The following is a 21,709-nucleotide window of genomic DNA, read 5'->3' as shown; positions in this document are numbered from 1 at the left end:
AAGTGATTCTTAGCTTAAGATGGAGTATGCCTAAGAGGAATACTTACTCCATCTGAAGCTTAGAAGAACTTATCCAGGGACGTAGCAGCCGTTATCTCTTCCTCACCACCCTCACCCGGGTTTTCGTCACCGGATGCCTTCGTACTTATAGAAGATGGGAGTCTTACGGCTGGTAGTCATCGGAGAAATACTGCATGCTGCTCTTTTTTAATTCGGCCACGCTAAAAAGCATGGAATAAGTCTTAACTCCCGTTGCCTGGGCAATCCTCTTCATTATGTCTTCACAATCATCTGCCGAACGTCCGTGAATCATGGTAAATAGGTTATATGGCCAATCCTCAAGTGTCGGTCGCTGGTAACAATGACTTACTTCTTTAAAACGGGCCATTATTTTTCCGACCTTTTCCGTCTGGTCCTGATCTACCTGCCAAACACCCATGGCATTAGCTACAAAGCCGGCCTTTTGATGACGGAGAACTGCCCCAAAACGGCGGAGTATTTTCATTTCCAGTAAGTGACTGGCAACTGAAATAACTTTGTCAGTAGGCCATTGCAGGCTTTCGGCCAGATCAATAAACGGCGTCGGAGAATCCGGCAAATTACCCTGGATAACTCGAATAAGACTTATTTCATCATTGCTTAATTCATAAGAAGGAATCTCTTGCTTTTGGCTGGTTGAGGCATACTCCCCTAAAGGATTTTGACCGTCGTCTTGATCCAGGTCATCTAAGGATGTCTCAAAATCAAAATTAACATTGATTTTGAAAACTCTCGATGCGGGAAGAGTAAAGATCTCCGACACTCCTGCCTCCTCGCGAATATTATGGAGAATGCGTTCCGCTACCGCATGTGAGCGGGCTATTAGGGTAAACCAAACGTTGTAGTCATGGTCACGAATATAGTTGTGAGTTACCCCAGAAATTTCGTCCAAAAGCTTAGCTAACACAGGTATTTTATCTTCGGGAACCTTACCGGCACATAAGGTACTGTAATAACCTAAACGACGGGAATCAAAGACTCCCCCTAAACGACGAATTATCCCTTCCTGACGAAGATTTTGAATTCGTTTAAAAGCCTCATCTTCAGTAATACCTACTGCTTCACTTAAGATCCAATAGGGATGAACCGCTATTGGAAAATTATTTTGGATGGCATTTAGTAAGGCTCTGTCCGTTGCATCCATACTAAACCCCCTTCCTCCTGTGGTACAAGCACCAAGGTTCCTCAGCCATGTAATCTCCATGATTGTAATAGGCAGCACGATAACAATGATCACAAGCCATATTGCAATCAATGGTTGTATTCCAAGAAACGATCATGCTTAACCCTCCTCTCTAAGCCATCCCGCCACATCTAAGGCATGATAGGTGATCAGCAAATCCGCTCCTGCACGTTTCATACTCAGCAGGGCCTCCAAAACTATGCGCTTCTCATCAATCCAGCCGTTAGCAGCAGCGGCTTTAACCATGGCATATTCTCCGCTGACATTATAAGCTGCCACCGGTACACCGTAGCGTTCTTTGGTTCGATAAATAATATCTCCATAGGACATTGCCGGCTTGACGATAACCATGTCTGCCCCTTCTTCAATGTCTAAATCCGTCTCGATCATAGCTTCATTGCCATTGGCAGGATCCATCTGATAAGTTCTGCGATCTCCGAATTGCGGAGTTGATCCTGCTGCCTCGCGAAAAGGCCCGTAAAATCCTGATGCGAACTTTGCTGAGTAAGCCATAATTGGAATATTAGTGAAGCCCTCTAGGTCTAACATTTCTCTGATTGCTGCCACACGCCCATCCATCATGTCCGAGGGAGCAACCATATCTGCTCCAGCTTTGACCTGGGAAAGTGCTGTCTTAGCAAGCAGGTCAAGGGTTGGGTCATTCAAAACCTGACCTTTTTCTATCAAGCCGCAATGTCCATGATCCGTGTATTCACACAAGCAGACATCCGTGATGATATAAAGATTGGGGTAATGTTCCTTGGCTAGACGTACAGCTTGTTGGACAATTCCTTGCTCATGGTAAGCCCCTGATCCCACAGTATCTTTGCTCTCGGGGATACCAAAGAGCAGCACCGATGGGATTCCAAGTTCTACAACTTCTTTAAGAGCAAGGATAAATTCATCAAGGGAATAGTTATATACTCCCGGCATTGAGGAAATCTCAACCCTTTTCTTTGCGCCGGGCATGACAAACATGGGATAAATCAAATTCTCTACTCTAAGATGATTTTCTCGTACCATATTTCGGATTGTCTCGTTAACCCGTAAACGGCGGGGACGCCTGATTAATTCCATTTCTCAAGAACCTCCTCCTGTAGTTAAACCCTATCCCAACTTCATCGTTGTTATCTTTACTTAATTCCAATCTCTTCATCGGTAAGATAGCAAGCCGGGTCTGACTCCCAGAAGTCTCCCGAAACTGCTTCAGCTCGGGTGCGGAAATTCCCGTTACACATATCCAGGTACTGACATTTTGAACATCGTCCTTTTAATAAAGCTTTGCGGTCTTTAAGCCCTGCCATCAAAGGATGGGTAACATCTGTCCAAATATCAGCTATTTTACGTTCTCGGACATTTCCAAAGGTGATATGCTGAGTGAACTGGTCGGGATGCACATAGCCCAGGGGGTCCACTTCTCCAAAGGCAATACCGGAACGATTTCCACCATTAAAACCAATCAGATCCTTAATCTTTTGTGCTCTGGTAGGATCCTCTTTTAAGGCTTGAATGTACATGTAAACCCCATCACAGTGATTATCAACGGTTAGAATTTCCTTTTTTAAGCCTCGCGCTTCAAAGTCTCGGGTTCTGCGAATAATTGTATCCATGGCTTGCCGGGATTCCTCTGGCGTTACATCTTCTGCAATCATTTTGTTCCCTCGACCTGAATAGACCAGGTGGTAGAAACAAACCCGATCGATGTTCTCTTCTTCAATAAAATCAAAGATCTTATCAAGTTCTTTAATATTATGACTGTTAATAGTGAACCGCAGCCCAACTCGCTGATCCACGGCTACGCAGTTTTGAATTCCTTGCATTGCCGCCTTAAAGGCTCCCTCTTTACCTCTAAACTTGTCATTCACATCTGCCAGACCATCCAGGGAGATTCCGACGTAGGAAATCCCGATGTCTTTGATGCGGCGGGCAACTTCAGGAGTAATCAGAGTACCATTTGTCGAAAGGGTTGCGCGAAGACCTTTAGAAATTGCATATTCCGCCAACTCAAAGAAGTCAGGACGAATAAGAGGCTCTCCGCCGGAAAAAAGCAAAACGGGAGATTTGAATTCGGCGAGATCATCAATAAATCTTTTAGCCTCTTCAGTGGACATTTCTCCCTCGTAGTTCTGAGCTTCAGACTCCATATAACAATGGGCACATTTCAAATTACAGGTCTTGGTGGAATTCCAAACCACCACCGGCCCGGAAAGAGTGGTTGTTCCGTTTCGGGCACCATGAGAGTCTTTATTGTATCTCAAAGAATCTCCGAAGTACTCTGTATCAAATAAGAGCTTTGTGACACTAATCATACTCTCACTCCTCCATTAAGGCATTAACTAGACCGGGAATCGTATACTCTTTTGCCTCTTTATAAATAGTCAAACCAAGCTTGCGAGCTGTAGCGCTGGTGATTGGACCGATTGAGTAAAGTAAGACACCGTTCAGCAGCGATATTTCTCCATCCAAAAGTTCCATAAAATTTCGTACCGTTGACGAGCTGGTAAAGGTAACCTTATGAATCTCCTGCTCAGCAAGCATTCGTTTCAATTCCCCACTATTTGCTCCCCCCAGAACTGTCTTATAGACTGGGACATCCGAGACCTCCACACCCATAGCCTTAAGAGATACAGGCAGAACGTCTCTAGCTTCTTCGGCCCTGGCCAGCAATACCTTTTGCCCTTTGGAGACTCTGCTTGTCAGGCCTTCCACAATCTTCTCTGCTTTATACTCTTCAGGAACATAAGCAGCACGAAGTCCCCTTTTCTCCAAGGAAGCTTGGGTAGCTGGGCCTATGGCAACTATCTCCAAGCCGATAAGCTCCCGCACATCTCGTTCTTGAATACTTAACTCTTCGAAGAAAGCCTCTACCCCATTAACACTGGTAAAAATAAGCCACTGGAATTCTCTTAGATTTTTGATAGCATTAATTAAGGCTGAGTTATCCGTGGGTGGCGCGATATCAATGGTCGGGAATTCCCAAGCCTCTCCGCCTAAAGCTTCAATTTCTTGCGTCAGTACGCTTGCCTGGTGGCGAGCCCGAGTAACAACGATTCTTTGACCAAACAATGGCTTCTTTTCGAACCATTGGAGTTTCTCCCTAAGGGATACAACCTCTCCAACAATTATGATTGAAGGATTAGTAAAGTTCTGTTTTTTAACTTCTTCAGCAATGGTATCCAGTTGCCCAACCAAAGTCCTTTGTTCCGGCCTTGTCCCCCATTGAATAATTCCCACAGGAGTCGTCGACTTCTTCCCGTTTTCCATTAACTTTTGGGCGATCAAGGGGAGATTTTCCATGCCCATTAGGAAAACCAAGGTGCCATGAGACTGGGCAAGATGATCCCAATGAATACTGGTCTCATTCTTAGTAGGGTCTTCGTGCCCTGTTATAACTGCGAAGGAAGATGTGAGATCACGATGAGTTACCGGAATCCCTGCATAAGCGGGAACCGCAATGGCCGAAGTGATGCCGGGAACTACTTCAAATTGAATCCCTGCCTTGAGCAAAGCTTCCGCTTCCTCGCCTCCCCTGCCAAAGACAAAAGGATCCCCACCTTTAAGACGGGTCACGATTTTTCCCTCTAAGCCTTTATCCACAAGAACTTGATTAATCTCTTCCTGCCGAAGTGTGTGGCGATCCGGCGATTTTCCCACATAGATGAGCTCACAATCCGGACGAGCTAACGTTAAAAGGCGCCGTGAAGCTAATCGATCATAAACTAACACATCTGCTTTGGCTATACACTCCGACCCCTTAATGGTAATTAACTTAGGGTCTCCCGGACCGGCACCCACCAAATATACATATCCCTTACTCAAAACCAACACTCCTATCCAGGAAGCATGTCAAGGGGACGTTTTGTTTGCCATCACCCTTAGCTTCTTATTATATTATATATTACCTTAGATTAATTTCAAATTTCATCTCGTAACCACAATTACCATGGCAGTACAAGACATAATAAGACTCTAGCGAATTTCCTCTAATATTGAAGCGGCTCCCATCTCAATCAAACGATTAGCGACTTCGATACCTACTTTTTCGGGATCTGTACCCTTTACTTCTGCCTTAAGTATGCGAACACCATCCAAACTTGCCACCATTCCTCGCAGGGTTATCTCCCCTTCAACCACTTGACCCAAAGCCCCGATAGGAACTTGACAGCCTCCTTCAAGTTTGCGCATTAATGTACGTTCAGCTCGTACGGCTCTTTCAGTTTCCGGATGATTTAAACGAGCTAAGAGTTCGGCAATATCAGAACGTTTCTCATCGATTTCAATAGCGATAGAACCTTGCCCGACTGCAGACAACATAATGTCTTCAGGTAAAATCTGAGTAATCCGGTCTGCCCAGCCCAGTCGTTTGACACCGGCAGCAGCCAGAACAATACCCACCATGTCAGATTCTTGCAACTTACGCCAACGAGTTTGCAGATTACCTCTTAAGTCTGTGAAATTTAGATCCGGCCGATAATGTTTGAGCTGAGACTTTCGACGCAAGCTACTTGTTCCAATCAGAGCTCCAGGAGGCAGCTCCTCGAGTTTTACTCCATTCTTGCTTAGGAAAACGTCTCTGGGTTCTTCCCTCTCACAAAAAGCACTAATGATTAAACCCGGGGGTAATTGGGTTGGCATATCTTTAAGACTATGAACAGCCATGTCGAGTTCGTCATTTAAGAGACCATGTTCTAATTCCTTGGTGAATAATCCCTTATCTCCGATCTTAGAAAGTGGAACATCTAAAATCTTATCCCCTTTAGTTTTCATAGGTACAAGCACAAAATTGAGATCCGGATATAGCTTAGTTAGTTGAGATTGAACCCACTCAGCTTGCCACATTGCTAATTGACTATCTCGAGTTCCAATGCGTATATTCTTCATTCAGCCCTCCTATGGCACCCCTGGGCATGACTCTTCTTGGTCATGTTTCGACGAGCACCTTCATCACCAACATTTAAATCAAATATGTTTTGAAAAACTTCTGCATAGAGATGTCCTTGACTGGTATTGGCATACTCTTTGAGATTGATAATCGGAATATGCAGGAGATGATTAACAATAGAATTGGCCATTGAACGGATTACCTTTTCCTGTTTAGGCGTTAATCCGCTAAAATGCTCCAGGGCACGCTCAACTTGCAGATCTCTGATTTGTTCTCCTTTTTTCTGCAAGGCTAAAATTGTTGGTACAACAGACTGGGTGTTATGCCATTTTAAAAACAATTCCATTTCTTCATCGATAATCTTTTCAGCTTTAATTGCCGCCAGCTCTCGCTCTTGATGATGTCGATCGACAACTCCCCGCAAATCATCAATATCAAATAGAGTAATTTCAGGGATATTCCCAACATCGGGGTGAATATCCCGTGGAACCGCAATGTCAATAAGTAGTATGGGACGATTTTTTCTTATTTTCATAATTTCTTCCATGCGCTCTGGCATCAAAACAAAATGCTTCGAGGCGGTGGCAGAAATAACTATGTCTACTTCCGCCAGATACTGATCTACGTCATCCAGCCGAACCGCACGACCGGCGCATTCTTGAGCTAACAAAACAGCTTTATCATAGGAGCGATTAGAAACTAACACCGTTGTGGCTCCGGCGGAAACTAAATGTTTGGCTGTCAGGGTACTCATTTCTCCGGCACCCATGATTAGAATTCCTTTTCCTTCTAATTCTCCGAATTGCTGTTTAGCCAGCTCTACAGCTGTATAACTGATGGACACCGGATGCTGGTCAATCATCGTATCGGTACGCACACGTTTTCCCACTGCTAAGGCAGTCTGAAAAAAGACATTGATCACCTTATTAGTAACCCCGGCATCGCTAGCCTGCTGATAAGCATTGCTGACTTGTCCAAGGATTTGGGTTTCTCCACGAACCAGGGAATCCAGTCCAGAAACTACTCGAAATAAATGGCGGACGGCATCATATAAGGTATGGGAATACAGATATTGCTCCAGAATTTTTTCCTCTATTCCATGATGACTGGAAAAAAAGTCTTTAATTGAGCGTATTCCTGTCTCCACATCCATTGTGGCAGCATATACCTCGGTGCGGTTGCAGGTACTGAGGATCACTGCACCCTGAATCCCCGGACATTCTTTTAATTCTCTAAGAGCCTTCAGCATTTGAGATGGATGAAAACTCATTCTTTCCCTGATTTCTACAGGTGCACTGCGATGATTTAATCCAATAGCGACAGGAAACATTTTTCTAGCACTCCTTTCGCTTCGGTCAATCGTTGAGCCTTAATGAGTCCCCTAATTTCCCCATCTGTAGCACGATTCCAAAAAACAGTGCGTTTTTCCGGAGGTAATTCAGACTTGGCTCTACTTCTCCAATTTTTAAGTAAGGCCAGATATTCAGCCATTTCCTGGCCGTACAAATCTTCCAATTCCCCTCGAACTTGCCTAGCTACAATGGGGCTGCTGCCTCCGGTAGACACAGCAATTTTCAGATCACCTTTTTCCATAATAGAAGGTACTATAAAACTACATTTTTCAGGATCATCCACAACATTCACCAGACGATGATTCGCTTTTGCATCCTGTGAGACTTGAGCATTGATCTCCTCAATTTCAGTACATGAAAAAACCAACATAGAATCTTGAATATCCTCCGCAGAATATTCTTTTTCCCTCCAGAAACATGTCTTTCCATCGATTAGCTCCTTGAGTTCAGGTACGAGGCGAGGAGAGACTATCCTGACTAAAGACCCGTGATGTAAAAGGGTTTGAACTTTTCGTAAAGCAACCTTTCCTCCTCCGACAACTAAAACCGGCAGAGCATGTAAATCTATAAATATCGGATAATACTGGGACATATACAATAGTCACCTTCTCTAACTTTTCTCCTAGTTCTTACGTTCTTTAATATTAGACATTTTTCCTGCAAAAACTATTGGCCTCTCTAATTATCTAATCTAAAGTCAATTTAAACAATTAGAATGTTTTGACTGACAGCGTATGAATGTAGACCCGGCAAAAAATAATTGACTCCAAAAAACGTGAATAAAACCGCTGCAAAACCAAATATGGTCATCCAGGCTGCTCTTTTCCCTTTCCATCCATACATCAAACGGGCATGTAAGTAAGCAGCATAGATTATCCAAGTAATCAGCGACCAGGTCTCTTTCGGATCCCAAGACCAGTATGTGCCCCAAGCGTAATTCGCCCAGATTGCACCAGTAATAATGCAGAGAGTCAGGAGGGGAAAGGCAAAGCCAATTACCTTATAGGATAGCTCATCGATTGTTTCCAAATCAGGAAACCGGGAGATAATTCCCTGGGCTTGAGATTTAGCCGTTTTTCCATTTGTTTCTCTACTTAATTTAAGCAAATACATAATCCCCAGGCCGAAGGAAATTGCAAAGGCTCCGTAGGAAAACATTGCTGTAACCACGTGGAAGGTTATCCATTTACTTTTAAGTGCCGGAGGTATGGATTGAGCGATTCTTTCCTCGGCTCCCATACTCATAATAATGAACATTAAAATCATGAAAGAAATAGGCATGACAAAAGCACCTAAAGCTTTCAGCTTATAACGAAATTCGACGAACAGATACACAGAAGTAATTCCCCAAACGAAGGTCAACAAAAACTCATAAGCATTGGAAAGGGGCGGACGACCTGCAATGATCATTCTTAAAATAATTGCTGCAGTATTAGCTACTAAGCCAACAATGGTAAGATAAGTTGCAAAGCGGCCCATTAGATCTTTTTTAGTTCCAATCCAAGCCCAGTAAAATAACATAGAAAGGGTGTAGGCCATTAACATGATATAAAAGGATGAAGTTTCCAGGTTTTGTAATCCCTGATTCACAGTGCGCCCTCCCTTTTCGATTGAATTCCCTGAATTAAACGGTCAAACTCTTGTTGGAGACCACCTGTTACTTTACCGGCTCTGGCTCCTATCGTCAGTTCGCCATTTGAATCCTGTCCTGATTTGAACACTCCCGATACTACCACAGTACGCCAGTAAAAAGACAAGATAAGTCCCAGCAGCAATAAAGCGCACCCTAGCCAGATAACCGTTACACCAGGGTCTTCCTTGACTTGTAATCCGGTAAATCCCGCATTACCCTCCAGGGTTAGCTTATATTCCCCTTGTACGTCAATAGTTTGTCCTAGGTTAATTTGGCCTTTTTGTACAGGGTCTACACCTGTTCCTCTATAGACTTGATAAAGCATAGCAGGTTCTTTGGGGTCACTCTTAATGGCTGCAGCGATGAGATAAAGGTCTGTTCCCGGTGCTTGAAAATAATTTCCCCCATGATCTTGTAAAACAACCGGGATCTTTTGATCCTTCAGATCAACGGTAAGCCGCGCCCCATTAGCAAAACTCGCCTGATAAAAAGTCACTCCTTGATAGGTTAGGGGATGATTGACAGAGATTGTCTGACGCAGTACTTCCTGTCCGTTCTCGATGATTGCCATATCTGTATACCAGTTATCTCGGTCTCCATTTTCCAAAAAGCGATCCTCGGCCGAATAAATATGTACATCAAAATCTTGCTTGACGGTTCCCTTGGATAAATTAAGGGAACTTAGAGGCACGGTTGTCCCGGCACTAGGCATCATAAAGCCTTTAAAGCCCATGGTTGTACCTAGGATTGCTCCGATGACCAGCACAACAAAAGAAATATGGGAAATAAGTGAGCCCCAGTTTCCCAGGCGACGTTTAATGGCTATAAAACTCCAGTCTTTGTCAATTTCTTGACTTGTAACTTTAAACCCATTTCGTTGCAAGAGATCTTGAACTGAATTCTTGAGAGGTTCTCTCTCTCCTTTTAATTTAGCTTGAATTTTATTAGGCACACTTGTAATGTTTTCTGGTGGTTTTAGGGCAAAGGTTTGATGATAAATCCCCTGAAAACGCTGGATGCTGCATACAATTAAATTGATGCATAACAAACCCATCAGTAAACGAAATAAAGTCGAACCATAAATATTAGTAAAACCAAGTGTTTGCCATAGTTCACTGACGGCTTTAGCTCCTTGAGGGTCTAAGTTTACTTGTGGAAAAACCGTACCTATTCCCGCGACGAGAGCTACTAATCCTAAGAGTATCAGCCCTAACTTCATTGAGCTGAAAAACCGCCATATATCCTCTACAATGCCCTCGTGTTGTTCCTTCACTAAATCGCCCCTTTTCTTAGATAGTCTTCATTATTATGGAAAAAGTCCTTAGGCGTTATTATACCCCAAAAAAGTATTGCTATTAAGATACTGGAAAGAAGGGGTAGCTAGTTAGTCCTTTTTATTAATTACACCTTCTAATAACAGAGAATGCTTATAGCTAATGTTATCCATAAAAGTAAAATCTAGATTGCTATTTAAGGTAGACTTAAGAATACCGGAAAACATCTCATTAATGATTTCCGGTGGAATATCATTTCTGAACTCATCCTTAGCTTGGCCTTCAATAATAATACTGGTTAGAATCTCTTCAAACCGTGACCCATGGGGTGGCTTTTGCTCAACCTTGTCAGGATTCCGACTAAATTTAACATATAACCCTATCATCTGCTGATTCTCATCATGGGTTTTGGATATAACTTTTAGGATTTGATGCAATTTTTCGGTAGCATTTAAGGCCGAAGTTTGGATATCTTCACAGGTTTGTTTGGCACAATCTATTCTTTCAGCCAGACAGTATTTTAGAATCGCTTCTTTAGTTTCGAAGTAATTGTAAAAAGTGCCTGTTCCCAGAGCAGCTTTTTCCATGATCTCAGCTATAGTAGTTTCCTCTAAGCCTTTGGTAGAAAATAGTTTTAGAGCTATTTCTGATATGGTCTTTTTGGTCTGAAGCTTCTTTTTCTCGCGCTTACTCATTTCCTGATGCATTAGTATCCCTCCAGAGATTCCTCTCAGTACAAAAAATGAATCTGTTCATTTTTCATTATATTTGTAGACCTTATTATTGTCAATTAAAAATGAACCTATTCATAAATCCATAGATAAAGCCCCGCAGACAATGCTACAGGGCTTAACTATTGGTGTGAGCTATTAACTAAAACTTGCGAGTCCGTATAAATTCAGCGAGCTCTTCCAAGGCTTTGCGAGTTGGAATCTTAGGCAGATCCTGCAAATGTTTTTTAGCTTTTTCTATATAGATGTCCACAAGATGCATGGACTGATCAATTGCTCCGGAGGATTTAATCATGGCTATTGTTTCCCAGACCTCTTCCTCGGTTTTGTCCTTTTTCTTGAGTAATTCTCTTAACTCAGAAGACTGTGGCGATGATTTAAGAGCGAGAATCATGGGTAAGGTCATTATTCCCTGGCGCAAGTCCCCTCCAATTGGCTTGCCAAATTCAGAGGGCTTAGCTGTAATATCTAAAACATCGTCGACAATTTGAAAGGCCATACCCAAGGAATGACCATAGGCACCTAACGCCCACACTTGACGCTTAGGAGCACCTGAAACCAGTGCGCCCAATTTGCAGCAAGCAGAGATTAATAAGGCGGTTTTACGTTTTATTCGATAATAGTATTGCTTTAAGGTTTGCTCCACATCAAATGTGCACTTAATCTGTTGAATCTCGCCTTGGCACATTTCAACACTAATTTCAGCAAGAATTCGAGAAACTTCGGGATTATCAATCTTTGAGATAAGCATCAGGGATTTTGCCAGTAGGTAATCCCCTGTTTCAACAGAAACGATATTTCCCCATTTAGCTTTAACTGTTGCTCGTCCTCTTCGAGTCATCGAAGCATCTACTACATCATCATGAACAAGTGAAGACATATGTATGAGTTCTAAAGCCATTGCAACCGGCATTAATTTTTCCAGCGGATAACCATAGAATTTTCCTGCTAAGAGCGTAAAAGCCGGGCGCAATCGCTTTCCTCCTGCAGCCAACAAATGGATTGCAGAATCTTGAAGAATTGGATAACCCGTCTCCACGAATTTAGTCAGTTCTTTTTCAACCCGTTGCAAATCTGAATTTATTTGATTAAAGAGCCAGAGTTGTTTCAAAACCGATTCACCTGCTCGCACCCTTTTCTTCATAAGATACCATATCTGATGGCAGTTCCGCCAGTGGATTCTTCGGGATTTCATCCTCATACGTCAAAAGTTCTTCTTCTGGTTTAAGATCTTCCGACTCATCTGAGGTTGAGACCGTATCCTTTTCAACAACACGTGGCGAAGTAGTCTGTTCAAAGGCTTTGTTAATAACATTTGCCGGCGTTTCTATTGTACTTTGAAATTCTTTAGTTAATTCATTGGTAGCTTTACGAATTTCAAAAACCAGTTTACCAAATGACCTCGCTATAACCGGCAGATCCTCTGGACCAAATAAAATAAGTACAACAACTAAAATCAAGAGGATTTCACTTAATCCCATCGGTTCCCCCCCTTACTTTAAAGCCAACTCTTTTTCTCTGCTACGCGCGACGAGATACCCCAACCAAATGCTTATTTCATAGAGAAGATACATTGGCCCAGCCATGAGGAGTTGAGTCAATAAATCAGGCGTCGGGGACACTACTACAGCTATGATTACGATAATCAGTACTGCCCAACGTCTTTTTGATGCTAAGACCTGAGGGCTTAGAACACCTATCCTAATCAGAACTAATAAGACAATAGGCATTTGAAAAACCAAACCAAAGGTTAAAAACATGGTGGTGAGGAATCCGAAATATGAGGCCTTAGTTAGTAACGGAGTGTAGGAGGTTATTGCATCACCACCTACAAAAAGCAGAAATTTCAACCCAATTGGTAGTACTACGAAAAAACATAATCCAACTCCACTGAGAAAGAGGATTACAGAGCTAGGCACTATGAAGTATAAATATTTTCGTTCGTTTTGCCTTAAGGCGGGTAAGACGAAGCTCCAGATCTGCCAGATTACTATAGGCAGGGATAAAACGATACCAATCAGCAGTGCTACCTTAACTTTAACCAGCATCGGTTCCATAGGGGTAGTCGTAATAAATGAAATATCTTGCAATCGAATTACGGGAGCTGCAAGATAAGCAAAGACTTGATCACTGAAAAACCAGCCGATAATCGTACCAATTAATATAGCATACGCAGATATTATCAGCACTTTACGTAAGGCTTTTAAATGATCCGTTAAAGGCAAATTTGCCTCATCATGCTTTCGCTGTCGCCTGCGCATCCATTACACTTCCTTCCTGTAGACCTTTAGATATTCGTAATGGGTATTGCGTTGCACAGCTTGATAGCCTGCATCTTCAATACAGCGAATAATCTCTTGCAACGGGACGCGTGTTTGAACACCTGCGGCTCGAACCACATTTTCCTCTAACATAGTACTACCAAAATCATTGGCTCCAAAGCTTAAGGCAACCTGAGCCATCTTAGCACCTTGTGTCACCCAGGAAGCTTGAATGTTGGGGACATTATCCAGCATTAAACGAGCCACGGCCAGAGTCCTTAAATACTCTACTCCTGTACTGCCCTCTCCACCAAGCAATGTGTTTGTAGGAGCGAAACTCCAAGGGATAAAGGCAGTGAATCCACCGGTTTGATCTTGCGCTTCTCGAACACGAGCCATATGTAAAATTCGTTCTTCAAAGGTCTCGACATGCCCAAACATCATTGTCGCAGTAGTCTTCATTCCGTGCTTATGGGCAGTCGTCATAACCTCCATCCACTTCTGCCAGCCGATCTTATTCGGACTTATTAAGTGACGTACACGGTCATCGAGGATTTCCGCGCCTCCTCCGGGAATGGAATCCAGCCCGGCATTACGGAGACGTATGATAACTTCCTCAATTGACAAATTAGATTTATCCGCAAGATCCCATATTTCCGGAGGGCTAAAGGAGTGGATGTGAATAGGGTAATGAGTTTTGATATCCTGCAACAGGTTCTCAAAGTACTCCAAATTCAAATCAGGATGCAGTCCCCCTTGAATCAAGAGCTGAGTTCCTCCCACTGCTATGGTCTCTTCAATTTTAGCACGTAATAGGTCTTGTGACAAAATATATCCTTGGGGATCACCCGGCTTACAATAAAATGCGCAGAACTTACATTGACAGGAACACACATTTGTATAATTAATATTTCGGTCAATCACAAATGTCACTACCTTTTCAGGATGCATTTGTTGTCTAACGAGATTTGCTCCTTGTCCCAAAGAAAGAAGATCAGCATTTTGTAACAGTTCAATTCCATCAGAGATGGACAACCGTTCACCCGCTAAACGTTTCTCGATGATCTTCAAGGTTTCCGTCTGCAATGCCTTATCCTCCTTCTAAAGCTTAGTCCCTTTCAACAGCCTCTCGCCCCGCCTTTTGTATTAAGTGGATCAAGGGCGTACTCTGTTCCTCCATAACAGTACCATCTAAGTCATCGACTCCGAAGGCCAAGGAAACTTGAGCTAATTTTTGCCCCAGTAACATCCAATACGCTCTAACATGGGAAAAATTATCGAGAAGAATTCTCGAAATTGCCAGCATCTTCAAATCTTCATTACCGGTTGTATTTCCGGCACCCATACTTCCTTCAACTTGTTGCTCCTTTGCATAATAAGGAACAGGACTGAAAGTGCTGAATTGTTTAGTTTGGTCTTGTTGGTTTCGAAGTCTAATCAGACTGTCAATGAACTCTTCCGGGGATATTGGGTTGCCATAGCTCATCAAGGCGGTTGAGAACCTTTCCTTTTCAGTGAGAGACCCTCCAATATCAGCGAAGTTAATCGGACGATTAACCTTATAGTAGGTTTTATTGCCGTTTTTCTGTTCGCGCACCAGATTAGCCATATATCCCAGGGTCAATATCTCTTGACTTTTCAGCAAACGTACGCCGTCATCAAGATCTAAACGTTGACCGTTTTCAATTTTATCTACCAGATCCTTAAGTTCGCTTAGGGCAAACAGTGAGGGCATAGTTTACCTCCCTTTAGATTCAGTGCAGTAAGGTTAAATCCAGAACCGAGAAAACAAAAAGTAAGATGCTTAAATAACCATTAAGGTCAAAAAAGGCAACTCCCAGCCTGGAAAAGTCGTCTGCCGAAACAAGATGATGCTGTCGAAAAAGTAATACGATGGCAATTCCAACTCCTACATAATAGAGCCAACTCAAAGACATGACTACTCCTACTGAAATGAAGAGTATTGGTGCCAGAATATGTAGAAAGGATGATATTTCCAAGGCTCTTTTCAAACCAAAAACTGCCGGTATGGAATGGAGGCCTTCCCTACGGTCAAACTCAACATCCTGACAGGCGTAAACAACATCAAAACCCGCAACCCAGGTCATAACTCCAAGTCCTAAGAGGACGGGGGCCAGAGCCCAATGACCGGTTATCCCTATCCACGCTCCTGCAGGAGCCAGACCCAAGGAAATTCCCAGTACTAAATGGCAGGCCCAAGTAAACCTTTTAGTATAAGAATATAACACCAGAAAAAAAACAGCTATCGGCATTAACCATAAGGCCAACAGATTAAGCTTGTACGCAGATATACCCAGCAGAAGAAACGATAATACGGTATAACCATAGACCTCATTGACTCTAAGCTGACCGGCAGGTAATGCCCTAAGGGCTGTTCGAGGGTTACGTGCATCAATATGCCTATCAACCAGTCTATTTAGAGACATTGCAGCCGTTCGAGCTCCAATCATGGCTAGAGTTATCCACAAAAGTTTCATGCCGGAGGGAACACCCCCTGCTGCCAAAAAGGCTCCTAAGTAGGCAAAAGGAAGAGCAAAAATAGTATGCTCAAACTTGATCATTTCAAAAAAAACTTTTAATTTATCCATAATTCACCCCGTTCGTTACGACCCTATCTCTGAAGCCTTATACCCAACATTCAGTTGTACTGATATGTATTGATAAACTTCACTCAGAGGACGAAGCTTAATTTGTGATTCAGCCGAAATTTCTTCTAAAATGTCATTAGCTCTGCGAAGAATAGACTGAATAACAGAAGTCTCCAAACCTTCTTTCCAAGCTCCCCAAGCCAAGCCTAGCTCCCACCCAAAAGATTCAAGTTTTTTCTGCAGGGGAAGTGAGACCCCCGCTAGTTCAGCACTAAGTCGAGCTGCTGTCCCAGTTAACGACGCACTCTCTAGTGCAATTATTTTCAGCAGCTCATCCCCACTTAAATCTTTATCCCGTGAAAGCCAGCGAGAAATACCTCCTTGACTCATTGTACCCATCACTTGAGCCAGAGGGTCTAAGTAAATCAATAATTTCTCACGACAAAGCTCCAGAAAAAACTTTCCATAGAGCAAATCTCCAACAAGCACCGGAAACTGCCTGCGTTCTTCTGGGAGATCTTCATCATCCTTCATCAGTTTATGCACCTTATTTGCCATAAAAATAAATTGAATAATGCCAGCTAATGCTTCTGATTTATCGTTATCCTCTGTACATGAACCACTTACTGCTAAAACGATGGCCGGACTCACATTGTGATCCAGTTCATTCATTTCCAGGTGTACCAGTTCTTCAAATCCAGCTGGCTTAAAATTAATCTCTTGGCGCAAATGCGCCTGTACGTTGTTCAGTTTCCCTTGGAAGCTGAAATCTACGGGAACCATGTAATCGCTCCTTGTCTTCCATTCGGACATTAACCTATTATGTATTCGATATATTTATTCAAACTCCTGCCCTATTTATGCAATATACCCTGATAATATGACAATATTATCGAAAGAATATGTGTATTTGCTTAAAAATGTAATAGACCCTGCAACTTTACTCATAAGTTACAAGGTCTATTAGGTACAAGAAATAAAAAAGAACCTGACTTCTCCATCCGTACTTGACTTAGTCCGGAATAAAATAAATATCCCTCCTATAAATTTACCGCTTCCTTTGATTCGTCAACAATACCACGCTTCATTTCCGTTGCTGTCATATGCCCTGCTTCGAAATGTTCGGTTAAATAATTGCAGGCATCCCAGGGATTGACACTGTCCCCGCACGTGAAGACGTCTACTGCCGCGTATCCGAGTTCTGGCCACGTATGGATGGCTAGGTGTGATTCAGAAATCACTACAACACCACTCACCCCTTGAGGACTAAACTTATGGAATACTACCTCACGAACTTCGGCACCAGCTTCTAAAGCTGCGTTGACCATTAGTGCTTCGACCTGCTCTCGATCATTTAAAATGTCGAAACTACACCCATAGATTTCAGCCAACACATGACGTCCAAGAGAATTTGCCAATTGTGATCTTTGCCCCCTTTTCTACTAAAAACAGGAAAGAATCTGGGGTGGATCTTCGATTTCCTCAGATCATCTCCAAATTTCCATCACGTTAAATTTTAGCATAAAGTACCGTCTTGTCAATAAAATTTTATTTTTATATCAGATCATTTTACGTTTCTTTATTCAAAAATGTGTGGAGAATACCCCTATATATTTTTCAGCCTTATGGAGTCATTAATTTCACTAACAACTTAACCGGAACAAAGCTCAGGATAACCAACTTAAGCAAATTAAAACCAAGTAGAACCTTCTAACCTATTGACTTGCCTCCATAGCTAATCTACACTTAAAACCATGAGATATTTAAGAGAGAGGTGAGTCTATTTGAGCCTAACTTTAACAGCTGCAGAAGCAGCTAAAATTCTCAAGGTTTCCAAGTACACTCTTTATGAACTAGTAAAACGGGGAGAAATACCAGCTCACCATATCGGGCGCCAGCTTCGTATTGATCCAGCTGTTCTAGATCAATACTTACGTGGAACCCTAGGTGTTAATGATCCTGCTCCTAAACCTATCTCAGTTCCCCCACTTATATCACCTGCCCTTCGCTTTATAGGAAGCCATGATCCGGTGGTTGAGCTTCTCTTCGAGTTTCTCAGACACGCCCCCCTTCCTATTGAATCCTCTATCTCCTTTAAAGGAAGTATGGACGGACTTATTGCTCTATATAGAGGAGAGGCTGATATCTCAGGGATACATCTATGGGACGAAGTCTCCAAGGAGTATAATACTTCCTTTGTCAAACATGTAATACCCGGGGAATCTGTTTGTATTGTCAATTTAGTCCAACGTGAGCAAGGTTTTATAGTAGCACCTGGGAATCCCCTTAATCTTCAGACATGGGACGATATCACCATTGAAGGTCTGAATTTTATCAATCGTCAGAAAGGGTCCGGAACACGCCTCCGCCTTGATGCCTATTTAAAAGCTGCCAAGATCTCACCCGGTCGAATATTGGGGTATGAGCATGAAGAATCTACCCACTCCGGGGTGGCATGTCACGTGGCCAACGGCCAAGCCGACGTGGGTGTGGGGGTTAAAGCGGCGGCCCAACGCTTGGGTCTGGATTTTATCCCTTTGTTCCAAGAGCGGTATGATCTGGTTTGTATGGGAAAAACCGCTAAAACTCCAGCTTGGAATCAACTCTTGAGTGTTTTGAAATCCCCCGGATTCATCCAAGCTGTTCATCAGCAAAAAGGGTATGATACTTCCTTGACAGGGCAAATCCTTTTTAATACATAGGCAGTGTTGGGTAAAGAGTAAAAAGCTAATTCTTAATTAATATTTTAGCAAACATTTCAATTGTGTTCATACTTGATTGATGGTTTGATGCCAAGTACCTTTTCCTAGACTTCAAATTGTCTTGGCATGATATATGCATATATGTTATTTATGTCAACACAGTCAGTAAAGCAAACCAGGGACGGTTCCTGGCCAGTATATCCTCTGGATTAAGCTGAACTGGTGTTAGGGATCCCTATCAGAGTGTATTTATGCATGATAGCTGATCCAGTAAATAATTTTTAAAGAGGAGGAAACAATTAATGAAGAAGAATATTTTCAACCGTCTTACATTCTGTTTTATCCTATTTACATTTACCCTTATGTTAGCCCTTGTCGGGTGCGGAAAAACTGAGACTCCGGTTCCAACACCTTCCACACCTCAAGCTGAAACTCCGACGCCTGCAAGACCTGATATTATCCTCGCTACTACTACCAGTACCCAAGACAGCGGTTTACTGGATGTTCTGATACCGGATTTCGAGAAAAAAACCGGGTATAAAGTTAAAACCATTGCTGTAGGCACAGGTGCTGCTTTAGCAATGGGTGAAAAAGGGGATGCTGACGTTTTATTAGTCCATGCCCCCTCTTCTGAAAAAAAATTAGTTGATAATCAAACTGCGATCAATTACCAACTGGTAATGCATAATGATTTTGTTATAGTTGGGCCTTCCGCAGATCCGGCCAAAGTAAAGGAAACTAAATCTGTTGTAGACGCCTTTAAAGGGATTGCTGCCACTTCCTCAATTTTTGTTACCCGTGGAGATGATTCCGGTACCGACAAAATGGAAAAAGCCTTGTGGGTAAAGGCCAATGTCAAACCGGCAGCAGACAAATATCAGTCAACTGGTCAGGGTATGGGCCAGACTCTCACTATCGCCTCTGAAAAAGCCGGGTATACTTTAACCGATCGCGCTACCTACTTAGCCGCCAAGAAGAATTTAAAACTCGATATTCTTCTCCAGGGTGATGCGTCTCTTTTGAATATTTATCACGTTATGCAGGTCAATCCTGAGAAATTCCCCAAAGTCAACGCTGATGGTGCGAAGGCCTTTGTTGAATATATGATTAATCCAGATACTCAAGCCACCATTGGTTCATTTGGCAAAGATAAATTTGGAGAAGCTCTTTTCTTCGCTGATGCAGGCAAGTAATTAAGAACAAATTAGTTATTTAATTCAGACAGAAGAACCGTCCCTCTGTCTGAATTTCTGTCTGAATCCGTTAATTCCTTTGTTTATTACCATGAAAGGGAAATGAAACCTATGGAAATGATCTGGCAAGGAATTTTAGCGGCCCTCCGCCTTCTCATAACAGGGGATCCCGAGGTGATGGAAATTACCCTTCTCACCCTTAGGGTTTCTACTATCGGAACTTTAATAAGTCTTTTAATCGGGATTCCATTTGGCACAGTTTTAGCTCTCAAAGCCTTTCCCGGACGTCGAGTTGTCTTAAGCATTGTGAATACTGGAATGGGATTACCTCCGGTAGTCGTGGGGCTTTGGGTCTCGATATTCCTTTGGCGTTCAGGTCCTTTTGGCTTTTTGAACATTATGTATACCCCAATGGCCATCATCATTGCTCAGGCAATTATTGCTTCCCCAATAGTAGCTGCATTAACTTGCGCAGCTCTTCAACAAACCAACCCCAAATTGAGGTTGCAAATCAAAGCACTGGGGGCCACTCGCTTACAATATGTTTGGCTGCTCCTTAAAGAGGTTAGGTATTCTCTACTTGCGGCAATTATTGCCGGCTTTGGGGCAATCGTATCAGAAATTGGTGCTTCTATGGCTGTTGGGGGAAATATTCAAGGCCAAACCCGAGTTTTAACAACAGCAACAGTCTTAGAAGTCTCCAAAGGTAATTTCGATATTGCTATTGCCTTAAGTATTATTTTATGCTTACTTGCTTATGGGGCTACATTATGCTTGACTCTACTTCAACAGAAACAGCAAGGGGGAGCTTAGTGTGCTCGAGGCTAAAGAGATAAGTTGGCTTCAGGGCCAAAAGACCATTTTACAAAAGATTAATTTTCAACTATCGGCAGGAGAATGTGTTGGACTAATCGGTCCAAACGGTTCAGGTAAAAGCAGCATGTTGAAAATTCTCGCTTTTTTGGAGCCCCCAACCTCTGGGCAGCTCTTTTTTCAAGGAAATCCAATGCCTGCGACAGTTCCACTGGCAATTAGACGTAGAATAGCAATTGTCTTCCAAGAATCACTGTTACTAAACACAAAGGTTTTTGACAATGTTGCCCTGGGGTTAAAAATCCGAGGACTCCCCTCTAAAAAAATTCGGGAGCAGGTAGATTTTTGGCTGGAACAATTTGGTGTAGCACGTCTGGCTAAACAATCTGCACGGTCGCTCTCCGGCGGGGAAGCCCAGCGAGTAAGCTTAGCCAGAGCCTTTGCTATTGAGCCTGACATCTTATTCCTTGACGAACCCTTCTCGGCCCTAGATGCGCCAACTAAAGAAGCACTACGGGGGGATCTGGCAAAAGTTTTTAAATCTACCCAAACCACTACAGTTATAGTAAGTCACGATTTCAAAGACATTCTCCATTTAACCAAGAGAGCCTTGATCCTTCTAAATGGCAAGGTAGTAAGGGAAGGTTCTCCCGCACAACTACTGAAAGAAAAACATAATGAAGAAGTTGACGGTTTTCTCTCACATTTTTCTGCCTAACCAAAAAAGGGTTGTCTCATAATGAGTGTCCTCAGACATTCATGATAAGGCAACCCTTTTGGGTTGTAACCTTATAGTAGTAATTTTACAATCAAAGACAGTTGTTTAACTAAAATAGCCCCCCTCAGCCTGAGCATGTCCCAGATTCGTCACCGGTGACGAATCTGGGACATGCTTAATTGTCTGTAGATGGCAACTCCCAGGTCTTAGCTGTTTTTCCCTAATACAAACCCTTTGATGCTTTCTTTGCGCCGCTCATTTTGATCTTCAATGAGATGTTTTTTAGCAGCAGTCAACTCACCGGCGTGCTCTTCTAAGA

Annotated in this window: 23 protein-coding genes; 4 read left to right on the top strand and 19 right to left on the bottom strand. The window is 42.8% G+C overall.

All coding sequences use genetic code 11. The features are described from left to right. Positions 1 to 163: 163 nt before the first annotated feature. From DP73_RS01590 to speD, 19 genes are all read right to left on the bottom strand, one after another. A complete protein-coding gene (locus tag DP73_RS01590; RefSeq protein ID WP_034596981.1) occupies positions 164 to 1,183 on the bottom strand; it encodes an AsnC family transcriptional regulator in 1,020 nt (339 codons plus the stop codon). A gap of 1 nt (position 1,184) precedes the next feature. After that, a complete protein-coding gene (locus tag DP73_RS24115) occupies positions 1,185 to 1,319 on the bottom strand; it encodes a hypothetical protein (RefSeq protein ID WP_282432644.1) in 135 nt (44 codons plus the stop codon). Positions 1,320 to 1,321: 2 nt separating this feature from the next. Next, entirely contained in the window at positions 1,322 to 2,299 is a 978-nt protein-coding gene (gene hemB / locus DP73_RS01585) for a porphobilinogen synthase (RefSeq protein ID WP_034596980.1), read from the bottom strand. 56 nt (positions 2,300 to 2,355) lie between these two features. Beyond that, positions 2,356 to 3,531, bottom strand: a complete 1,176-nt coding sequence (gene nirJ1 / locus DP73_RS01580) for a putative heme d1 biosynthesis radical SAM protein NirJ1 (protein ID WP_034596978.1) — start codon at positions 3,529 to 3,531, stop codon at positions 2,356 to 2,358. Between the two features lie 4 nt (positions 3,532 to 3,535). Next, on the bottom strand, positions 3,536 to 5,041 hold the full coding sequence (cobA, locus tag DP73_RS01575) for a uroporphyrinogen-III C-methyltransferase (protein WP_034596976.1): 1,506 nt from the start codon (positions 5,039 to 5,041) through the stop codon (positions 3,536 to 3,538). Positions 5,042 to 5,191: 150 nt separating this feature from the next. After that, complete coding sequence (gene hemC, locus DP73_RS01570; RefSeq protein ID WP_034596975.1) at positions 5,192 to 6,103, bottom strand: hydroxymethylbilane synthase; 912 nt, start codon at positions 6,101 to 6,103, stop codon at positions 5,192 to 5,194. Then, entirely contained in the window at positions 6,100 to 7,434 is a 1,335-nt protein-coding gene (gene hemA / locus DP73_RS01565) for a glutamyl-tRNA reductase (RefSeq protein ID WP_034596973.1), read from the bottom strand. Before hemA ends, hemC begins: the two co-directional genes overlap by 4 nt. Beyond that, entirely contained in the window at positions 7,410 to 8,048 is a 639-nt protein-coding gene (locus DP73_RS01560; protein WP_034596971.1) for a bifunctional precorrin-2 dehydrogenase/sirohydrochlorin ferrochelatase, read from the bottom strand. Before DP73_RS01560 ends, hemA begins: the two co-directional genes overlap by 25 nt. A 110-nt stretch (positions 8,049 to 8,158) precedes the next feature. Next, entirely contained in the window at positions 8,159 to 9,046 is an 888-nt protein-coding gene (gene ccsB / locus DP73_RS01555; RefSeq protein ID WP_034596969.1) for a c-type cytochrome biogenesis protein CcsB, read from the bottom strand. Then, on the bottom strand, positions 9,043 to 10,362 hold the full coding sequence (locus tag DP73_RS01550; RefSeq protein ID WP_034596968.1) for a cytochrome c biogenesis protein ResB: 1,320 nt from the start codon (positions 10,360 to 10,362) through the stop codon (positions 9,043 to 9,045). Before DP73_RS01550 ends, ccsB begins: the two co-directional genes overlap by 4 nt. A 111-nt stretch (positions 10,363 to 10,473) precedes the next feature. Next, positions 10,474 to 11,070 (bottom strand): TetR/AcrR family transcriptional regulator, encoded by a 597-nt coding sequence (locus DP73_RS01545; RefSeq protein ID WP_034596966.1) that lies wholly within the window; start codon positions 11,068 to 11,070, stop codon positions 10,474 to 10,476. A gap of 166 nt (positions 11,071 to 11,236) precedes the next feature. Beyond that, a complete protein-coding gene (locus DP73_RS01540; protein ID WP_034596964.1) occupies positions 11,237 to 12,205 on the bottom strand; it encodes a polyprenyl synthetase family protein in 969 nt (322 codons plus the stop codon). 7 nt (positions 12,206 to 12,212) lie between these two features. Beyond that, on the bottom strand, positions 12,213 to 12,575 hold the full coding sequence (locus DP73_RS01535) for a twin-arginine translocase TatA/TatE family subunit (RefSeq protein WP_034596963.1): 363 nt from the start codon (positions 12,573 to 12,575) through the stop codon (positions 12,213 to 12,215). Between the two features lie 12 nt (positions 12,576 to 12,587). Further along, positions 12,588 to 13,355, bottom strand: coding sequence for a twin-arginine translocase subunit TatC (gene tatC, locus DP73_RS01530; protein ID WP_034596962.1), 768 nt, complete (start codon positions 13,353 to 13,355; stop codon positions 12,588 to 12,590). A gap of 3 nt (positions 13,356 to 13,358) precedes the next feature. Then, on the bottom strand, positions 13,359 to 14,441 hold the full coding sequence (gene mqnC / locus DP73_RS01525) for a cyclic dehypoxanthinyl futalosine synthase (RefSeq protein WP_034596960.1): 1,083 nt from the start codon (positions 14,439 to 14,441) through the stop codon (positions 13,359 to 13,361). 22 nt (positions 14,442 to 14,463) lie between these two features. Further along, a complete protein-coding gene (locus DP73_RS01520) occupies positions 14,464 to 15,090 on the bottom strand; it encodes an FO synthase (RefSeq protein WP_034596959.1) in 627 nt (208 codons plus the stop codon). 19 nt (positions 15,091 to 15,109) lie between these two features. Then, positions 15,110 to 15,964: a UbiA-like polyprenyltransferase gene (locus DP73_RS01515; protein WP_034596958.1), complete on the bottom strand. Its 855-nt coding sequence runs from the start codon at positions 15,962 to 15,964 to the stop codon at positions 15,110 to 15,112. A 15-nt stretch (positions 15,965 to 15,979) separates the two neighbouring features. After that, a complete protein-coding gene (locus DP73_RS01510; protein WP_034596957.1) occupies positions 15,980 to 16,747 on the bottom strand; it encodes a geranylgeranyl pyrophosphate synthase in 768 nt (255 codons plus the stop codon). A 257-nt stretch (positions 16,748 to 17,004) separates the two neighbouring features. After that, the gene (gene speD / locus DP73_RS01505; protein WP_034596956.1) at positions 17,005 to 17,382 is read right to left on the bottom strand and encodes an adenosylmethionine decarboxylase; all 378 of its coding nucleotides are present in this window, start codon (positions 17,380 to 17,382) and stop codon (positions 17,005 to 17,007) included. A 366-nt stretch (positions 17,383 to 17,748) separates the two neighbouring features. Here speD and DP73_RS01500 point away from each other — a divergent pair, with 366 nt between their 5' ends. From DP73_RS01500 to DP73_RS01485, 4 genes are all read left to right on the top strand, one after another. Further along, positions 17,749 to 18,666 (top strand): helix-turn-helix transcriptional regulator, encoded by a 918-nt coding sequence (locus tag DP73_RS01500; RefSeq protein ID WP_034596954.1) that lies wholly within the window; start codon positions 17,749 to 17,751, stop codon positions 18,664 to 18,666. Between the two features lie 302 nt (positions 18,667 to 18,968). Next, positions 18,969 to 19,859 carry a substrate-binding domain-containing protein gene (locus tag DP73_RS01495; protein WP_034596952.1) on the top strand — a complete coding sequence of 297 codons (891 nt, stop codon included), beginning with the start codon at positions 18,969 to 18,971 and terminating at the stop codon, positions 19,857 to 19,859. A gap of 111 nt (positions 19,860 to 19,970) precedes the next feature. Beyond that, positions 19,971 to 20,672 carry an ABC transporter permease gene (locus tag DP73_RS01490; RefSeq protein WP_034596950.1) on the top strand — a complete coding sequence of 234 codons (702 nt, stop codon included), beginning with the start codon at positions 19,971 to 19,973 and terminating at the stop codon, positions 20,670 to 20,672. Between the two features lies 1 nt (position 20,673). Next, on the top strand, positions 20,674 to 21,390 hold the full coding sequence (locus DP73_RS01485; protein ID WP_034596948.1) for an ATP-binding cassette domain-containing protein: 717 nt from the start codon (positions 20,674 to 20,676) through the stop codon (positions 21,388 to 21,390). The last annotated feature ends 319 nt before the right edge of the window (positions 21,391 to 21,709 follow it).

It is taken from the genome of Desulfosporosinus sp. HMP52 (genome assembly GCF_000765145.1).
GTDB lineage: Bacteria > Bacillota > Desulfitobacteriia > Desulfitobacteriales > Desulfitobacteriaceae > Desulfosporosinus.
Note: the sequence above shows the minus strand (reverse complement) of the source record. Positions and strands in the feature narration are given on the sequence as shown.

Bases quoted from the DNA above. Each gene is read 5' to 3' on its own strand.
- hemC (WP_034596975.1), bottom strand. From the start codon at position 6,103: ATGAAGAATATACGCATTGGAACTCGAGATAGTCAATTAGCAATGTGG.
- DP73_RS01590 (WP_034596981.1), bottom strand. From the start codon at position 1,183: ATGGATGCAACGGACAGAGCCTTACTAAATGCCATCCAAAATAATTTT.
- DP73_RS24115 (WP_282432644.1), bottom strand. From the start codon at position 1,319: ATGATCGTTTCTTGGAATACAACCATTGATTGCAATATGGCTTGTGAT.
- nirJ1 (WP_034596978.1), bottom strand. From the start codon at position 3,531: ATGATTAGTGTCACAAAGCTCTTATTTGATACAGAGTACTTCGGAGAT.
- DP73_RS01560 (WP_034596971.1), bottom strand. From the start codon at position 8,048: ATGTCCCAGTATTATCCGATATTTATAGATTTACATGCTCTGCCGGTT.
- hemA (WP_034596973.1), bottom strand. From the start codon at position 7,434: ATGTTTCCTGTCGCTATTGGATTAAATCATCGCAGTGCACCTGTAGAA.
- DP73_RS01510 (WP_034596957.1), bottom strand. From the start codon at position 16,747: ATGGTTCCCGTAGATTTCAGCTTCCAAGGGAAACTGAACAACGTACAG.
- DP73_RS01520 (WP_034596959.1), bottom strand. From the start codon at position 15,090: ATGCCCTCACTGTTTGCCCTAAGCGAACTTAAGGATCTGGTAGATAAA.
- DP73_RS01535 (WP_034596963.1), bottom strand. From the start codon at position 12,575: ATGGGATTAAGTGAAATCCTCTTGATTTTAGTTGTTGTACTTATTTTA.
- tatC (WP_034596962.1), bottom strand. From the start codon at position 13,355: ATGCGCAGGCGACAGCGAAAGCATGATGAGGCAAATTTGCCTTTAACG.
- DP73_RS01495 (WP_034596952.1), top strand. From the start codon at position 18,969: ATGAAGAAGAATATTTTCAACCGTCTTACATTCTGTTTTATCCTATTT.
- DP73_RS01490 (WP_034596950.1), top strand. From the start codon at position 19,971: ATGGAAATGATCTGGCAAGGAATTTTAGCGGCCCTCCGCCTTCTCATA.
- DP73_RS01545 (WP_034596966.1), bottom strand. From the start codon at position 11,070: ATGCATCAGGAAATGAGTAAGCGCGAGAAAAAGAAGCTTCAGACCAAA.
- DP73_RS01515 (WP_034596958.1), bottom strand. From the start codon at position 15,964: ATGGATAAATTAAAAGTTTTTTTTGAAATGATCAAGTTTGAGCATACT.
- hemB (WP_034596980.1), bottom strand. From the start codon at position 2,299: ATGGAATTAATCAGGCGTCCCCGCCGTTTACGGGTTAACGAGACAATC.